The 16,566-nt window shown below is 68.5% G+C and carries 15 protein-coding genes; 11 read left to right on the top strand and 4 right to left on the bottom strand.

What is annotated here, in order from left to right; all coding sequences use genetic code 11:
• Positions 1 to 22 precede the first annotated feature (22 nt).
• On the bottom strand, positions 23 to 358 hold the full coding sequence (locus ACQPYK_RS14190; RefSeq protein ID WP_433255159.1) for a GntR family transcriptional regulator: 336 nt from the start codon (positions 356 to 358) through the stop codon (positions 23 to 25).
• Positions 359 to 460: 102 nt separating this feature from the next.
• On the opposite strand from ACQPYK_RS14190, the gene ACQPYK_RS14185 reads away from it, so the two are divergent.
• The 9 genes from ACQPYK_RS14185 to ACQPYK_RS14145 all read left to right on the top strand — a co-directional run bounded on the left by ACQPYK_RS14185 (position 461) and on the right by ACQPYK_RS14145 (position 10,446).
• The gene (locus tag ACQPYK_RS14185) at positions 461 to 1,990 is read left to right on the top strand and encodes a leucyl aminopeptidase (protein WP_433255156.1); all 1,530 of its coding nucleotides are present in this window, start codon (positions 461 to 463) and stop codon (positions 1,988 to 1,990) included.
• Positions 1,991 to 2,222: 232 nt separating this feature from the next.
• Positions 2,223 to 3,602 carry a dihydrolipoyl dehydrogenase gene (gene lpdA / locus ACQPYK_RS14180; RefSeq protein ID WP_433255154.1) on the top strand — a complete coding sequence of 460 codons (1,380 nt, stop codon included), beginning with the start codon at positions 2,223 to 2,225 and terminating at the stop codon, positions 3,600 to 3,602.
• 37 nt (positions 3,603 to 3,639) lie between these two features.
• Positions 3,640 to 5,097: a 2-oxoglutarate dehydrogenase, E2 component, dihydrolipoamide succinyltransferase gene (sucB, locus tag ACQPYK_RS14175; protein WP_433255152.1), complete on the top strand. Its 1,458-nt coding sequence runs from the start codon at positions 3,640 to 3,642 to the stop codon at positions 5,095 to 5,097.
• A 140-nt stretch (positions 5,098 to 5,237) separates the two neighbouring features.
• A complete protein-coding gene (locus ACQPYK_RS14170; RefSeq protein ID WP_433255149.1) occupies positions 5,238 to 6,134 on the top strand; it encodes a TIGR01777 family oxidoreductase in 897 nt (298 codons plus the stop codon).
• Positions 6,135 to 6,174: 40 nt separating this feature from the next.
• Positions 6,175 to 6,912, top strand: coding sequence for a Type 1 glutamine amidotransferase-like domain-containing protein (locus tag ACQPYK_RS14165; RefSeq protein WP_433255147.1), 738 nt, complete (start codon positions 6,175 to 6,177; stop codon positions 6,910 to 6,912).
• A gap of 28 nt (positions 6,913 to 6,940) precedes the next feature.
• Complete coding sequence (gene lipB, locus ACQPYK_RS14160; protein ID WP_433255145.1) at positions 6,941 to 7,618, top strand: lipoyl(octanoyl) transferase LipB; 678 nt, start codon at positions 6,941 to 6,943, stop codon at positions 7,616 to 7,618.
• Between the two features lie 240 nt (positions 7,619 to 7,858).
• A complete protein-coding gene (lipA, locus tag ACQPYK_RS14155) occupies positions 7,859 to 8,788 on the top strand; it encodes a lipoyl synthase (protein ID WP_433255142.1) in 930 nt (309 codons plus the stop codon).
• A 183-nt stretch (positions 8,789 to 8,971) separates the two neighbouring features.
• On the top strand, positions 8,972 to 9,652 hold the full coding sequence (locus tag ACQPYK_RS14150) for a DUF4191 domain-containing protein (RefSeq protein WP_433255139.1): 681 nt from the start codon (positions 8,972 to 8,974) through the stop codon (positions 9,650 to 9,652).
• Positions 9,652 to 10,446: a class I SAM-dependent methyltransferase gene (locus ACQPYK_RS14145; RefSeq protein ID WP_433255136.1), complete on the top strand. Its 795-nt coding sequence runs from the start codon at positions 9,652 to 9,654 to the stop codon at positions 10,444 to 10,446. Before ACQPYK_RS14150 ends, ACQPYK_RS14145 begins: the two co-directional genes overlap by 1 nt.
• 76 nt (positions 10,447 to 10,522) lie before the next feature.
• On the opposite strand, the gene ACQPYK_RS14140 is transcribed toward ACQPYK_RS14145, so the two are convergent.
• On the bottom strand, positions 10,523 to 10,987 hold the full coding sequence (locus ACQPYK_RS14140; protein ID WP_433255134.1) for an RDD family protein: 465 nt from the start codon (positions 10,985 to 10,987) through the stop codon (positions 10,523 to 10,525).
• 137 nt (positions 10,988 to 11,124) lie between these two features.
• Here ACQPYK_RS14140 and ACQPYK_RS14135 point away from each other — a divergent pair, with 137 nt between their 5' ends.
• Together ACQPYK_RS14135 and glnA are read left to right on the top strand one after the other, a co-directional pair.
• Entirely contained in the window at positions 11,125 to 12,150 is a 1,026-nt protein-coding gene (locus ACQPYK_RS14135) for a hypothetical protein (RefSeq protein ID WP_433255131.1), read from the top strand.
• A 269-nt stretch (positions 12,151 to 12,419) separates the two neighbouring features.
• Positions 12,420 to 13,844 (top strand): type I glutamate--ammonia ligase, encoded by a 1,425-nt coding sequence (glnA, locus tag ACQPYK_RS14130; protein WP_433255129.1) that lies wholly within the window; start codon positions 12,420 to 12,422, stop codon positions 13,842 to 13,844.
• A 406-nt stretch (positions 13,845 to 14,250) separates the two neighbouring features.
• Here the strand turns inward: glnA and ACQPYK_RS14125 are convergent, their stop codons facing one another.
• Together ACQPYK_RS14125 and ACQPYK_RS14120 are read right to left on the bottom strand one after the other, a co-directional pair.
• Positions 14,251 to 14,727 (bottom strand): SAM-dependent methyltransferase, encoded by a 477-nt coding sequence (locus ACQPYK_RS14125; RefSeq protein WP_433255127.1) that lies wholly within the window; start codon positions 14,725 to 14,727, stop codon positions 14,251 to 14,253.
• Positions 14,728 to 14,766: 39 nt separating this feature from the next.
• On the bottom strand, positions 14,767 to 16,149 hold the full coding sequence (locus ACQPYK_RS14120) for a hypothetical protein (protein WP_433255125.1): 1,383 nt from the start codon (positions 16,147 to 16,149) through the stop codon (positions 14,767 to 14,769).
• Positions 16,150 to 16,566: the final 417 nt, after the last annotated feature.

Here is a 16,566-nt window from a genome sequence, read left to right as displayed (position 1 = left end):
GATGACCGGGCGCCCGGCCCGGTCACGAGATCTCCCTGATCAGATCGATGACGTCGTCGTGCCGGTAGCCGTACCGGCCCGCCTCGGCGAGCAACGAGCGCAGCTTCTCCTCCAGCACGCTGCGCGGGTCGGGGCGGCTGAGCACGCTCACACCCCGCCCGCGGCGGAACTCCAACACGCCCTCGTCGCGCAGGTCACGCAGGGCGCGCAGCACGGTGTTGGCGTTGATGCCCAGCGCATCGGCCAGGTCACGGGCGGGCGGGAGCCGATCTCCCGGCGCGTAGGAACCCTCGGCGACCGCACGCCGAATCGCCTCGGACACCTGTTCGTGCAGGGGCCGAGGATCGTTCAGATCCAAAGTGAGCAGCATAGTGATAGTGACATTAGCACCATCTCCTCGAATGGTGCCAATCACATTGGCATCATCAGGCGAAGCGATTCGTAGGACGAACCCTCGTTTATGCGTACTGAGCAAGCCCGACTAGCATCGGGCGACGTGACCACTGTGCGGCTGAACTCAACTGACAACGCTGTCTCGTTTGATACCGATGCCCTGGTCGTCGGCGTCCATACCGGCCCGGACGGCCCGCGCCCCGCTCCCGGGACCGAGAGCGTGGACGAGGCGCTCGGCGGCCGGCTGGCCGCGACGCTCGGCGCGATGGGTGTCAAGGGCAGGGCGGGTGAGATCGCCAAGTTTCCGACCTTCGGCGCGCTGACCGCCCCGCTCCTGGTCGTCGTCGGTCTCGGCGACGCCCCCGAGGGCGATCACGATCCCGAGACCCTGCGCCGCGCCGCCGGCACGGCCACCCGCTCCCTCGCCGGGACCACCCGTGTCGCGCTCGCCCTGCCCGCCGCCGACGCCGAGCGCGCCGGGGCCGTGGCCCTGGGCGGCCTGCTCGGCGCCTACGCCTTCACCGCCTACCGGACCACCGGCGAGCACGCCGCCCCGGTGGCCGAGCTGACGGTGCTGAGCGGCGCCGGTGCCGGCGACGCCGGGGCCGCGATCGAGCGCGCCGCCACCGTGGCCGAGTCGGTCTCCCTGGTCCGTGACCTGGTCAACACCCCGCCCTCCGACCTGTGGCCGGCCCGCTTCGCCGAGATCGCCGAGCAGACCGGTTCGAAGGCGGGACTGTCGGTGGAGATCCTGGACGAGAAGGCCCTCAAGGAAGAGGGCTACGGCGGCATCGTCGCCGTCGGCCAGGGCTCGGCCAACCCGCCGCGCCTGGTCCGCCTCGCCTACAACCACCCGGAGGCCGCCAAGACGGTCGCGTTCGTCGGCAAGGGCATCACCTTCGACTCCGGTGGTCTGTCGCTCAAGCCGTCGGCGTCGATGGACTGGATGAAGTCGGACATGGGAGGCGCGGGCGCCGTCTTCGGCGCGCTCGTCGCGATCGCCAAGCTGGGTCTGAAGGTCAACGCGGTCGGCTACCTCTGCCTGGCGGAGAACATGCCGAGCGGCACCGCCCAGCGCCCCTCCGACGTCTTCACCAGCTTCGCGGGCAAGACCGTGGAGGTGCTCGACACCGACGCGGAGGGCCGCCTCGTCCTGATCGACGGCATCGCCCGCGCCGGTCAGGACAACCCCGACGTGATCGTGGACATCGCCACGCTCACCGGGGCGCAGATCGTGGCGCTCGGCTGGCGTACGGCCGGCGTCATGGCCAACGACGACGAACTCCGCGAGGAAGTCGTCCAAGCCGCCGGCGAGCAGGGCGAGGCCGCGTGGGGCATGCCCCTGCCGGAGGAGCTCCGCAAGGGGCTCGACTCCCCCGTCGCCGACATCGCCAACCTCCATCCCGAGCGCTTCGGCGGGATGCTGACGGCGGCGGTCTTCCTGCGGGAATTCGTGCCGGCGGGGGTCCGTTGGGCACACATCGACATGGCCGGGCCCGCCTTCAACAAGGGGGAGCCCCACGGTTACACCCCGAAGGGCGGTACCGGGGCGATCACCCGGACCCTCATCGGTCTCGCCGAGCGTTACGCGGGCTAGCCCGCGCCGCGCAAGCGGGTCACGAGCGACGTGGACACAAGCGGGTCACGAGCAACGTGGACAAATGAAAAGATGCGGTTGTCGGGGTCAGGCCAGCGGCAAGGCCCCGGCGATGCGGCGAGCCGTGCCCGAGGGGGGAACGTGGACGCTTACCGGCGTCCGCGAGACCGTCCAGGGCACGGAGCGGGCGCGACCGTGAAGACGGTATTTCGATCCGACAAGGAGCTTTCCTGTGGCTGATGGCAGCGGCCCCTACGACATCGTCGTCCTGGGTGGCGGTAGCGGTGGGTATGCCTGCGCCCTGCGGGCGGCCGAGCTGGGCAAGACGGTCGCGCTGATCGAGAAGGACAAGATCGGCGGCACATGCCTGCACCGGGGATGCATCCCCACCAAGACCCTTCTGCACTCGGCGGAAGTGGCCGACGAGACCCGGGAGAGCGCGGCGTTCGGCGTCAAGGCCCGCTTCGAGGGCATCGACATGGACGGTGTCCACGCGTTCAAGGACAAGATCGTCACTCGCGCCTGGAAGGGCGTCCAGGGCCTGCTCAAGAGCAAGGGCATCACGATCATCGAGGGTGAGGGCCGCCTGGCGGGCCCGAACCGCGTGAGCGTCGGCTCCGACGTCTACGAAGGCCGCAACATCGTGCTGGCGACGGGCTCCGCGCCTCGGTCGCTGCCCGGCCTGGAGATCGACGGCGAGCGGGTCATCAGCAGTGAGCACGCGCTCAAGCTGGACCGGGTGCCCACCTCGGTGATCGTTCTGGGTGGCGGCGTCATCGGCGTGGAGTTCGCCAGCGTGTGGCGTTCCTTCGGCGCCGAGGTGACGATCGTCGAGGCCCTGCCGCACCTGCTCCCGCTGGAGGAGGAGTCCAGCTCCAAGCTGCTGGAGCGCGCCTTCCGCCGCCGTGGCATCAAGCAGGAGCTGGGCGTCTTCTTCGAGGGCGTCAAGACCACCGACACCGGCGTGGTCGTCACGCTCGCCAACGGCAAGACCCTCGACGCCGAACTGCTGCTTGTCGCCGTCGGCCGTGGCGCCGTCTCCACGGGCATGGGCTTCGAGGAGGCGGGCGTCGCGATCGAGCGCGGCACGGTCACCGTCGACGAGTTCTGCCAGACCAGCGTGCCGGGCGTGTACGCGGTCGGTGACCTGATCCCGACCCTGCAGCTGGCCCACGCGGGCTTCGCCGAGGGCATCCTGGTGGCCGAGCACATCGCCGGGCTCAACCCGGTGCCGATCGACTACGACGGCGTGCCGCGCATCACCTACTCCGACCCCGAGGTCGCCTCGGTGGGCATCACCTCCGCCCAGGCCCGCGAGCGTGGTCACGAGATCGTCGAGTTCACCTACGACCTCGCCGGCAACCCCAAGAGCCAGATCCTGCAGACGCAGGGCGCGGTCAAGGTCGTCGCCGAGAAGGACGGCCGGGTGCTGGGCGTGCACATGGTGGGCCGCCGCATCGGCGAGCTCGTGACCGAGGGTCAGCTGATCTACAACTGGGAGGCGCTGCCCTCCGAGGTCGCGCAGCTCATCCACGCGCACCCCACCCAGTCCGAGGCCGTCGGCGAGGCGATGCTCGCCCTGGCCGGCAAGCCGCTGCACGTTCACAACTAATCACAAGCCCTCACTCGGAACACGAGAGAAGACACCAATGCCGAAGTCCGTACAGATGCCCCAGCTCGGCGAGAGCGTCACCGAGGGCACCGTCACCCGTTGGCTGAAGAAGGAGGGCGAGCGCGTCGAGGCCGACGAGCCGCTCCTCGAAGTCTCCACCGACAAGGTCGACACCGAGATCCCGTCGCCGGCGGCGGGCATCCTCACCAAGATCGTTGTTGGCGAGGACGAGACCGTCGAGGTCGGCGCCGAGCTCGCGGTCATCGACGAGAACGGTTCCGCCGGCTCCGCGCCGGCTCAGGAGGCCGCGCCCGAGCCCGAGCCCGCTCCGGCTCCGCCGATCTCCTCGATCCCGCAGCCCGCCGCTCCCCAGGCCGCCGCCCCGGCACCGGCACCCGCTCCGGCTCCGGCACCGGCACCCGCTCCGGCGCCCGCCCCGGCCCCGGCCCCGCAGGCTCCCGCTCCGCAGGCCGCCCCGGCTCCGCAGGCCCCGGCTCCCGCTCCGCAGGCCGCGCCGCCGGCCTCCGGTGACAGCCCGTACGTCACGCCGCTGGTCCGCAAGCTCGCCGGTGAGCACAGCGTCGACCTGGACACGCTGAACGGCACCGGCGTCGGTGGCCGCATCCGCAAGCAGGACGTGCTGGAGGCCGCCCGCAACCAGCGCGAGCAGGCCGTCGCCCAGGCTCCGGCTCCGCAGGCCGCCGCCCAGGCTCCGGCTCAGCCCGCCGCGGCCGCCCCGGCCCCCGAGCCGGTCACGGTCGACACCACGCTGCGTGGCCGTACCGAGAAGATGTCGCGTCTGCGTCAGACCATCGCCAAGCGCATGGTCGAGTCGCTGCAGGTCTCGGCCCAGCTCACCACCGTGGTCGAGGTCGACGTCACCAAGATCGCGCAGCTGCGCGACCGCGCGAAGGCCGAGTTCCAGCGGCGCGAGGGCGTGAAGCTCTCGTTCATGCCGTTCTTCGCCCTCGCCACGATCGAGGCGCTCAAGCAGCACCCGAAGCTGAACGCCACGATCAACAGCGAGACCAACGAGGTCACCTACTTCGACGCCGAGCACCTGGCCTTCGCGACGGACACCGAGCGCGGCCTGATCGTCCCGGTGATCAAGGACGCGGGCGACCTCAACATCGCCGGCCTCGCCCGTAAGATCGCCGACCTCGCCGAGCGCACCCGCACCAACAAGGTGAGCCCGGACGAGCTCGGCGGCGGCACGTTCACGCTGACCAACACCGGCAGCCGTGGCGCGCTGTTCGACACGCCGATCCTCAACCAGCCGCAGGTCGGCATGCTGGGCACCGGCGCGGTCGTCAAGCGTCCGGTGGTCCTGGACACCCCCGAGGGTGAGGTCATCGCCGTCCGCTCGATGGTGTACCTCGCGCTCAGCTACGACCACCGCCTGGTCGACGGCGCCGACGCCGCCCGCTTCCTGACGACGATCAAGCGCCGTCTCGAGGAGGGCCGCTTCGAGAACCAGCTGGGCCTCAACGCCTAGCCTCCGTTCTCCCTCACCGGGCCGGTCCGCTTCTCGCGGGCCGGCCCGGTCCGCTTTCCGACGCCTTGTCTGGCAGGCGGCGAATCCGGTGACCGCCGCGCTCCCGAAGATCCCGGGGGAGGTCGATTAGATTGGACGACATGGCGATCATCGTGACCGGGTCCTCGGGCCTGCTGGGATCGGCTCTGGTCAAGGCTCTGCGGGCCGACGGCGCCCGGGTGGTCCGTTTGGTACGGCGGGCGCCGCAGGGCGCCGACGAGTCGTTCTGGAACCCGGGCAAAGGGCTCGTCGATCCGGCGGCCCTGGAGGGCTCGGAGGCCGTGATCCATCTCGCCGGAGCGGGGATCGGAGACCGGCGCTGGAGCGACGACTTCAAGCGCGAGGTGGCGCGCAGCAGGATCCAGGGGACCAGGACGCTGGTGCGGGCGCTGACGGAGCTGTCGGCCAGGCCACCGGTGCTGCTGTCCGGCTCGGCGATCGGCTTCTACGGAGACACCGGGGACCGCGAGGTGGACGAGACCTCCCCGCCGGGCACCGGGTTCCTCGCGCAGGAGGTGGTGGTGCCGTGGGAGGCCGAGACGGCGCCCGCGGAGGAGGCGGGCATCCGGGTGGCCCGGCTGCGCACCGGGCTGGTGCTGAGTCCTGACGGCGGAATGCTGCCCAGGATACTGCCGATCTTCAAGCTGGGACTGGGAGCGCCGCTGGGCTCGGGCGGGCAATACTGGTCGTGGATCACGATCGACGACTGGGTGCACGCCGTACGGCACATCCTGAGGACCCCGGAGCTCTCCGGCCCGGTGAACCTGACCGCCCCGGAACCGGTGACCAACGCCGAGTTCACCAAGGCGCTCGGGCAGGCTCTGCACCGGCCCACGATGCCGATCGCGGTGCCCGGCTTCGCGCTGCGCACGGCCATCGGGGAGTTCGCCGAGGAGGGGATTCTGACGGGTCAGCGGGTGCTTCCGCGGCGCCTGCTGGAGACGGGTCACACGTTCCGGCATACGCGTCTCGACGAGGCGCTCGCCAACGTACTCTAGGGTCCCCCCGTTTCCGCCGAAGCCATTGGAGAGATCACATATGGGCAGGTCCGGGCAGTCTCACATCCTCGCCATCGGAGGCGGCTCGTTTCGCGCGTCCGAGCGCCACGGGTTCATAGAGGCGAGCGCGCTGCTGCGGTACGCCCTTGACCTGACCGGCCAGGACCGGCCCAGGCTGGGTCTGCTCGCCACCGCCGTGGGGGACGACTCCGACTGGCTGCTGAAGATGTACGGCGCGTTCCGCGACTGGGACGTGGAGGTCAGCCACCTGACCGTGTTCCCGATGCCCAACGTCGAAGACCCCCGCGAGTGGATCCTGAGCCAGGATGTCATTTACGTCAGCGGTGGCAGCGTGGCCAATCTGGCGGCGCTGTGGCGGCTGCACGGCCTGGACGAGGCGTTCGAGGAGGCGTGGCGGGCGGGGGTGGTGCTGTCCGGGCAGAGCGCGGGGGCGCTGTGCTGGCACGTGGGCGGCAACACCGACTCCTTCGGGCCGACGTTGCAGACGTGGGCCGACGGCCTCGGCCTGTTGCCCTACTCGTGCGGCGTTCACTACAACTCCGAGCCGCAGCGCCGCACGCTGCTGCACGAGGCGGTGGCCTCCGGTGAGCTGCCCGGCGGTTACGCCGCCGACGAGGGCGTGGCGCTGCACTACGTGGGCACCGAGTTCATCCAGGCCGTCACCGTCGACCCGAAGGGATACGCCTATCGGGTCGAGCACGACGGGGCGAGCGGGGTGAAGGAGTTCCGCATCGAGCCTCGCCTTCTCACGTCATGACCACGAACGGGTCAACTACTCTTGAGACGTGAGTGACCTGGCGATCGTCCGTCTCGGCGTTGACTTCCCCTACGAGCAGGCATGGGATCTCCAGCGGCGGATCCACGCCCGCCGGGTGGCCGACCAATCCCCCGACACCTGTCTGCTGCTCGAACACGCCCCGGTCTACACGGCCGGCAAGCGGACCGCCCCGAACGAACGGCCCGCCGACGGCACCCCGGTCATCGACGTGGACCGGGGCGGCCGGATCACCTGGCACGGTCCCGGTCAGCTCGTGGGCTATCCGATCGTCAAGCTCGGCGAGCGACTTGACGTGGTCGCCTACCTCCGGCTGCTGGAGGACACGTTGATCCGCGTCTGCGCCGACTTCGGGGTGCAGGCCGGCCGGGTGGAGGGGCGCAGCGGCGTCTGGGTGGCCGGGGACCCCTCGCACGGCCTGCCCGACCGGAAGGTCGGCGCGATCGGCATCCGGGTCACACGGGGCGTCACGATGCACGGGTTCGCACTCAACTGCTCCAACGACCCGAGCTGGTACAACCGGATCATCCCCTGCGGGATCAGTGACGCCGGGGTCTCCTCCCTCTCGGCGGAGACCGGCCGCAGGATCGTGGTCGACGAGGTCATGCCGTACGCCGAGAAGCATCTCGCCGAGGCGCTCGGCGCGCGGGCCTTCGAGCTGCCGGAGGAGGAGCTCTTCCGGCGCTGAGTTTCTGCGCTGGATTCCGGCGGGGTGACCTGCCGGGCGTCTCCGGTCCTCGTGTGCGTGTCACGGCCGGGACGGCGGGACGCTCCACGCCCGGACCTGGCGCACGACCGGGCGGGTTCGAAGCGTCGCCCCTCCTGTGTGGTCATTCTCCGGCGGGACATAAGCTGGGGCGGTGAGCGAGCGTAGCGAGCGAGCGAATAGACAAAGCACTTCGGTCCAGCGACCGACGAAGGAGGTCGCATGACCGTTGCTCCGGAAGGCCGAAAGCTCCTCCGCCTGGAGGTCCGCAACGCCGAGACCCCTATCGAGAAGAAGCCCGAGTGGATCAAGACCAAGTTCAGAACCGGTCCCAACCACACCGAGCTGCGGGCGCTGGTCAAACGGGAGGGCTTGCACACCGTCTGCCAGGAAGCCGGGTGTCCCAACATCTCGGAGTGCTGGGAGGACCGTGAGGCCACCTTCCTCATCGGCGGCGACCAGTGCACCCGGCGATGCGACTTCTGCCAGATCGACACCGGCAAGCCCAAGGAATACGACACCGACGAGCCGCGGCGGGTGGCCGAGTCGGTCCAGCAGATGGGCCTCAACTACGCGACCGTGACGGGTGTCGCCCGTGACGACCTGCCCGACGGCGGCGCGTGGCTGTACGCCGAGACCGCCAGGCAGATCCACGCGCTGCTGCCCGGCTGCGGCGTCGAGTTGCTGGTGCCCGACTTCAACGGCGACCAGGCCCAGCTGGAAGAGGTCTTCTCGGCCAAGCCCGAGGTGTTCGCGCACAACGTCGAGACCGTGCCGCGGATCTTCAAGCGCATCCGCCCCGCGTTCCGTTACGAGCGATCCCTGGGAGTGATCACCAAGGCCCGCGAGGCCGGTCTGGTGACCAAGTCCAATCTGATCCTCGGCATGGGTGAGGATCGCGAGGAGGTCGTCCAGGCCATGCGCGACCTCCATGAGGCCGGCTGCGACCTGCTGACCGTGACCCAGTATCTCCGGCCCACCCCGCGCCACCACCCGGTGGACCGCTGGGTGAAGCCCGAGGAGTTCGTGGAGCTCCAGAAGGAGGCCGAGGCCATCGGTTTCGCCGGGGTCCTGTCCGGCCCGCTGGTCCGCTCCTCCTACCGGGCCGGCCGTCTCTACAAGCAGGCCATCGAGGCTCGTCAGCACGCCTGACCACCGTCTCGACGCCAGGGCCTCGCGCTTGACGCGCGGGGCCCTTCGGCGTCCTGGGGGGACCCTCCCGGACGGACGACGACGGGCCGATCGGGAAATCCGGCCGCGCCCGGCCTCCGCCCGACCGCGACCGCGGCAGGTCACGTTTTCATTTCTTGACCCCTGGATTTGTATCCTTCAGTCATGGCCAAGAAGCCCGAAGACCCAGAGCGCCCGGGGCGCATCAAGCAACTCCGTATGATCGCCCAGATCATCAAGGAGGCCAACCCCAAGGGGATGCCGATCGTCTACGCGTCAGCGCTCGGCACACTTGCGCTGTGCATCGTGATCGGCCTGGTCACGGGCTTGTTCTGGTACCTGCTGTTCATCGGGATCATGCTGGCTCTCACGGTCGGGCTGGTGGTGTTCGGCCAGATCGCCCAGAAGTCGCAGTATTCGATGCTGCACGGCCAGGTCGGCGCCGCCGCCGCGGTCCTGCAGGGGATGCGCGGCAACTGGGAGGTCACCCCGGCCGTCGCGGTCAACCGTGACCAGGACATCGTGCACCGCGTGGTCGGCTATCCCGGCATCGTCCTGGTCTCCGAGGGGCCGGGCAGCCGCGTGCAGAAGATGCTGGTCGCCGAGAAGAAGCGCGTCCAGCGGGTCGCGCTCGACGTGCCGGTCTACGACATCCAGTCCGGCGACGGCGAGGGGCAGATCCCGATCGCCAAGCTGCAGCGGCATCTGATGAAGCTGCCCCGCAACCTCAAGAAGCCCGCCGTCTACGAGATCAACAACCGGTTGAAGGCTCTTCCGCAGACCCTGCCGATGCCCAAGGGTCCGCTGCCTCGCGGGGCGAGGATGCCCCGGCCGAAGATGCGTTGATGGACCTCGCAGGAGTCGACCGGCGTCGAGTGGACGCCGCCGTCACCTCGCGGGCCAACCGCGGCTGGTGGGACGGCGCCGCGGACGGATACCAGGCCGAGCACGGGGAGTTCCTGCGTGACTCCGGCTTCGTCTGGTGTCCCGAGGGCCTCGACGAGGCCGAGGCCCGCCTGCTGGGCGACGTGGCCGGCAAGGATGTGCTGGAGATCGGCTGCGGCGCCGGACAGTGCGGGCGGTGGCTGGTCGGGCAGGAGGCCCGGGTGGTGGCCTTCGACCTGTCCTTCCGCCAGCTCCAGCATTCCCGCCGGATCGATCTCGACAGCGACTCGCCGCTCACGGTGGTCCAGGCCGACGCCGAGGCCCTGCCCTTCGCCGACGAGTCGTTCGACCTGGTCTGTTCGGCTTTCGGCGCGCTGCCGTTCGTGGCCGACGCGGTGGCCGTCCTCACCGAGGCGCACCGGGTGCTGCGCCCCGGTGGGCGCCTGGTCTTCTCGGTCAGCCATCCGATTCGCTGGGCCTTCCCCGACGATCCGGGACCTCGCGGGCTGACCGCCGACCGGTCCTATTTCGACCGCTCGCCGTATGTGGAGATCGGCGACGACGGGCAGCCGTCCTACGTCGAGCATCACCGCACGATGGCGGACTGGATCGGGCACATCGTCGCGTCGGGCCTGGCCCTGACGGCGCTCGTCGAACCGGAGTGGCCCGACGGCCACGACCGGGAGTGGGGTGGCTGGAGCCCGCTGCGCGGCCGTCACCTGCCCGGCACCGCGATCTTCACTTGCGTGAGATAGCGGCCGGGACGCAGCCTCGCGCGCGTTCCGCCGCCCGGCCAGGCCCGTCCGCCGGCCTCCGGGCGGCGTGAGCCGTCTACAGCCGCACGACCACGGTGTTCGCCGCGCGGTCGTGCAGGCCGCGCTGGTCACGGTCCCAGATGAGCGCCGGTACGGCCAGGCACAGCAGCAGGGTCCGCACCAGCACCGCGACGAATCCGGGACGGCCGCCGCCGAGTGCCGCGACCTGGATGCCGAGCAGCCGCATGCCGAAGGTCATGCCCATGGTGCCCACCAGCAGGATGTACGCAGCCGCGAAGATCGCCAGAGGGACCCACCCCTGTTCGACCGGGTTCACCCGCAGCAGCCCCTGCGCGATGGCCCAGGTGCAGATCAGCCAGTCGATCACGAGGGCGCCGATCCTGCGGCCGAATCCCGCCACCGCGCCGCTGCCCTGCCGGGGCAGCCCGAGCCGCTCCCCCGGATAGCCCAGGTCGACTCCGGCCGATCTGACGCCACCGAGCCAGGTCTGGGTCCAACGGGGTTGCTGCCTGCTGCTCATGACTAAACGGTATCCGGCCCGGGCGCCGCTCCGGCATTCGCCCGAGCCGGCTACCCGGATCCCGCGAAATCCGTACATCATGTTGATCATCATTTTTCAGCGAGCACATTCCTCCGGAGCGCCCCCCAGTGCCTGACATGGACGACATCGACGAGCGCTTCAACGCACTCACCGCGCAGATCGACCAGGACGAACGCCGGAAGATGAGCAAGGCCGCCGCGCGGGAATGGGCACGCCGGCCGCGTGTCAGACGTCGCCGCAGGCGGCGGATCGCCGTGGTCGCCGCGGTCGTCCTGGTGGCGGGGGCCGGGATGTTCGTCACCTACCGGCCCGACGTCGTCGACGAGATCCGTCTGGCCCTCGCCGGGGGGCTTCCCGTCGTGGACGACGGCCTGGATCTCGGCGCGGTCCCCGAGGAGAGCCCGCCGGTGGATGCGAAGCCGGTGGACGTCTCTCCCTTCCACGGCTCGCCCGCCGAGAAGTACGCCGACGGCGCCGAGGGGTTGATGACGCCGCCGGCCAGGGCGGCGGGCGGGCTGAGCCGCAAGGAGGTCTCCGCCGCCCTGGGCCGGGCGAAGGAGCTGCTGCGGGCCTCGCATCTGGAGCGCGGGGTGCTGGCGGGCGGCAGACCCGGGAAGCTGATCGGCCTGCTCGATCCCGAGCAGCGGAAGTGGTTCGTCAAGAACCTCGACCGCCGCGGAGGCCACGGGAAAGTCGAGCCCGGCAGCCGCCTGTGGGTGACCAGCTTGGCGCCCGACACCGCAGAACTCGCCGTGGAAACCGTCAAGGTGGCCGGCGACACCCGGCTGTCCGCCTTCCGCGACGACGACCACAGAGGCGTCCGGGTCAAGGTGAACTACCTGTTCGTCTACGCGATCCGGCGGCCGGACCGGCCGGAGACCACGATGCGGCTCGTCGTGCACAGCGCCGGCACGCTGGAGGTGTGGAAGGAGGGCGGCCGGTTGCGTTTCTGGGTCACCCGGTGGAACGACGGCGCCGTCACTCCGGCGCGGTGCGACGTCCACGACGGCTTCGTGCATCCGTCCTATCCGGACTCGGAGTCCGACGAGGTGGCGGCGAAGGCCACCGGCGCCCCCGTGGATCCCTACTCGCGCGAGGACGACTCGCGGCAAGAGGGCTGCAGACGAGCGTCCAGGACGTGAGAACCAGGTGATCTCCGGCGCTTCCCGTCGTTTCCGACTGCCTCCTCCGATCCTGGGCATGAGACTCTGGCCGTCTGAAAGGCGAGACCCGGACACTCCCGGACGTAAGACTCAGGCAAAGGAAGGCCTTTCCCGCCGGATCCGGCCGAGCTGCGGGTCTAGCGTGAAGGCGGCTTTCCCTTAACACGAGTGAAACAAACGAGACACGGGGCGGTAACGGCACAGGCCTACGTTCGGCTCTGATAGCCCGTGCCCCTTGGGAGGTTCGCGTGTTCAACTCCGCCGACGACGTCCTGAAGTTCATCAAGGACGAAGGGGTGCAGTTCGTCGATGTCAGGTTCACCGACCTGCCGGGAACGACGCACCATTTCACGTTTCCCACGGAGAACTTCGGGGCGAACGTCTTCACCGACGGCCTCATGTTCGACGGCTCGTCGATCCGGGGCTTCCAGGCCATCCACGAGTCGGACATGCTCCTGCTGCCCGACCCCTCCACGGCCGTGCTGGACCCCTTCCGGCAGCACAAGACGCTCAACATCAACTTCTTCGTGCACGACCCGCTGACGGGCGAGGCCTACAGCCGCGACCCGCGCAACGTCGCCCGTAAGGCCGAGGAGTACCTCAAGGGCACCGGCATCGCCGACACGGTCTACTTCGGCCCCGAGGCCGAGTTCTACATCTTCGACGACGTGCGGTTCGAGACCAGCGCGCATACGAGCTACTACCACATCGACTCGATCGAGGGCGCCTGGAACACCGGAAAGGCCCAGGAGGGCGGCAACCTCGGATACAAGCCGCGCTACAAGGGCGGCTACTTCCCGGTCCCGCCGATGGACCACTTCACCGATCTGCGCTCGGAGATGGTCCGCAAGCTCATCGAGGCCGGCATCGACGTGGAGATGCAGCACCACGAGGTGGGCACGGCCGGCCAGGCCGAGATCGACTTCCGGTTCAACACGCTGCTCAAGGCCGCCGACACCCTGATGCTGTACAAGTACATCGTCAAGAGCACGGCCCAGGCGTCCGGTCACACGGTCACCTTCATGCCCAAGCCGATCTTCGGTGACAACGGCTCCGGCATGCACTGCCACCAGTCGCTCTGGAAGGACGGCGAGCCGCTCTTCTACGACGAGGTCGGCTACGCGGGCCTGTCCGACACCGCCCGCTACTACATCGGCGGCCTGCTCAAGCACGCTCCGTCGCTGCTGGCCTTCACCAACCCGACGGTGAACTCCTACCACCGCCTGGTCCCCGGCTACGAGGCCCCGGTCAACCTGGTCTACTCCCAGCGCAACCGCTCGGCGTGCATCCGCATCCCGATCACGGGCTCCAACCCGAAGGCCAAGCGCATCGAGTTCCGCGTGCCGGACCCGTCCTGCAACCCGTACTTCGCCTTCGCCGCCCAGCTCATGGCCGGCATCGACGGCATCCGCAACAAGATCGAGCCGGTCGAGCCGGTCGACAAGGACCTCTACGAGCTTCCCCCGGAGGAGGCTCGCAACATCCCGCAGGTCCCGGGCTCGCTCTCGGACGTGCTCGCCGCGCTCGAGGCCGACCACGAATACCTGCTGGAGGGCGGCGTGTTCACGCCGGACCTGATCGAGACCTGGATCTCCTACAAGCGCGAGAACGAGGTCGACCCGATCCGTCTGCGTCCCCACCCGCACGAGTTCGAGCTCTACTACGACGTGTGACGACCCGGTTCTCCGGCCTTGGCGATCTTCTCGGAAACGGGCGCCGAGCTGGAGGAACCTTGTCGCCGGTTGTCGTTGCTGAGCAACGTCGGAAGAAACAGAACGGCCCGACATCGTGATCTTAGGTTCAAGGGATCGTCGCAACACCCCGGCTGAGGGGATGCGATGGGTTTCGAGATCCGGGAGGACCGGCAGCGAACCCGGGGGCGGGCGAAGCTGGTCGCCGAGCGGGCTGAATATTTGCGGCTTGCGCGTGAAGGGCATGAGTGGCAGGCAGGCCTGCGAGGCCGTCGGGATCAATCCGCGGACGGTCCGCAGATGGCAGAACGGGCGTAACCCGTCGCCGGGAACGCGGGGGCGCTGCCGATCACATCGGTGGTGCCCCCCGCCTTCCGCTGATCCGCGCTCAGTTCTGCGGATCTCCCCAATAGTCCTTGAGCATCTCATTCGGCCAACTGGGCTCGCGCACTTCACCGCGCGGGCCCATCTCCTTGAAGTACGGTGCCAGATCGAAGACGGGGCTGCCGTCGATCGCGTCCAGGTCGGTCACGTGCAGGTCCAGACCATCGACCTTCAGAAGCCGCGGGAAGGACTGCGCAAGCTGATTCGGCCTGCGGTGGTTGCGGTGAACGAACGTTCCCGTGGCCGGCCATTCGGGGTTGTTACGTGGGCTCCGAGCGTGCAGAGCGACATCATCGGGCGAAGCCTGGTGGAAGTGCCAGACGACCAGCAGGTGGGAGAACTCCTCAAGGCCCTGGACGACCTCGACGGGGAAGTCAGGCTTCAGGCGGATGATCGCCGTGCCGCTCCAGTGGTCGTCGGTAGGTTCGGTGCGTCCGCCGACCACGGTGCCGATGGGCTTGATCTCCAGCGCCTGAGCCATATGTTTGCCCTCATCCCTTCGCTGCGACTCGTAACGGGATCAATCTACGTGGGTCAAGCACGCAGTGGCTCGCGCGTCCAGCTCAGCGACCGCCGATATCCCTCGGCGCCGGTACGGGGAGAGAAGGTTACGCATGTTGACGACCGCTTGCCGCGCCCGCCCCGAATAGATGCCCTCCTCCATCGCATCGAGAGCGGTGCTCCAGGTAGCACACGCCTCTTCCACGCCGCCGGCGGCAACCTGTATCGCCCCCAGGTATCCAAGCGTCACTACGTGTGTGCGACGGAAGGCGTCCCCTCGGGTCCGGACGCTGCGTCGAAACTGGCGGATGGCGCCCTGCCGGTCACCGCAGTCCCGCAGGGTGCACGCGGTTTCGTGAGCCAACGAAGCTTCCCCGAAAAAGAACGTGCGCTGCGGTTCCTCGATGTCCATGTTGGCTGAAGCGAGATCGTTCTCAGCCCTCAGCAGGGCCTTGGCCGCACCCTGTTTGCTGCCGCTAGCGGCCAGAGCACGGGCATGAACGACACCGAGCAACGCCCGCTCCCGGGGCGTGGCACTGGCGTAGCGCCGGCCCTGCATGGAAGCTGTCGACAGATCGAGGCCCTGCGTAACGAACCCGAGGTCGATGGCTTGGTGCGCCATGGCGCGCAGGATATGGCCGGTCAACGGCGCGTTGTCAGCCCGAGCGGCCAACTTCACGGCCAAGATGAAATACCGCTCCGCCAGAGCATGCTCACCGTTGTCAAATCCCATCCAGCCCGACAGGTAGGCCAACTCTGCGGCGGCGGAGAACATATCGCGCCGTACCTGCTCATCAAGGAATGTCCCATGGAGAAAGGCTGCGACGTCCGACTGCAAGTACTGCACCAGCGCCTTCCTGCCGTGACCTCCGCCGCGCCGCTGGTCGATTCGGGAGAAAGCCGCAGTGAGCTCTTGAACAGTCACCACATCGCCACGTCCCACACGCTGATGCTTCGTCGGCGCGGACGGCTGCTCGGCCATCTTCTCCCACCACCCTCGCCCCGGAAGTGCAAGGGCAGCCACTGAGTACACTGCCCCGCTCAGAAGGCTTCTACGGTCTGAGTTCACGTCCGTTCTCCCCAGGTCAGTCAGCGCGATCAGCGGATCGACACGCCACTCCAGCGCCTCCTGTGTCGGCGCGTCGGGAACTGTGAACCCGAGCTCATCTGGTGTAACGGCACGCTTCAGACGGCGGGACAGCGCCTGACACAAGATTATGGGTGCTGCGCCTGACGGCTTCGTCCCGGCCACCCACATGCTGACGTGGGAGCGGCCTATGCATGCGTAATCGAGCAGATTGCTCTCTTGTGCGACACGGTTGAACGCATTTGCTGCTTGCGCCCGTGACCAGCCCGCCTCTTGGAGGAGTGCGGCAAGCCGCTCATTTCGTTCGCGCGCCATAATACGCCTCCGCATGACAAAACGGATCCTTGACCATTTTGATCGACTTTATCTGCGGTACGCATATCTCCCGCATTTCGCTGATCACCATAGCCGCCAGCATCAACGTTCTTATGACGAATAACTAGAAGCCCAGCCGAACCCAATAAACGGTCTTTGACCACTTTGACCACCGTACAGGCCTTTACCCCATACTCAACGTGGCCTGATCTTCGTAACTTGGGCAGCGTGGACGACGAACGCACCACCTTGTTATTCGGCCTCAACTTGGCCGGAATGCCGCCGTCATTTCTCGACGTAGAGACGGATGACAGTCGATGCCCTGTGGTGAGTGTGGGGTCACGGTCGCTTCACGCTCTCGGCCCTCTCTCTCATACAGAGTGCCCGAACAGCTTTCCCACCGCCCAAAGCGGACCC

Source organism: Streptosporangium sp. CA-135522 (genome assembly GCF_050949235.1).
Taxonomy (GTDB): Bacteria; Actinomycetota; Actinomycetes; order Streptosporangiales; family Streptosporangiaceae; genus Streptosporangium.
Note: the sequence above shows the minus strand (reverse complement) of the source record. Positions and strands in the feature narration are given on the sequence as shown.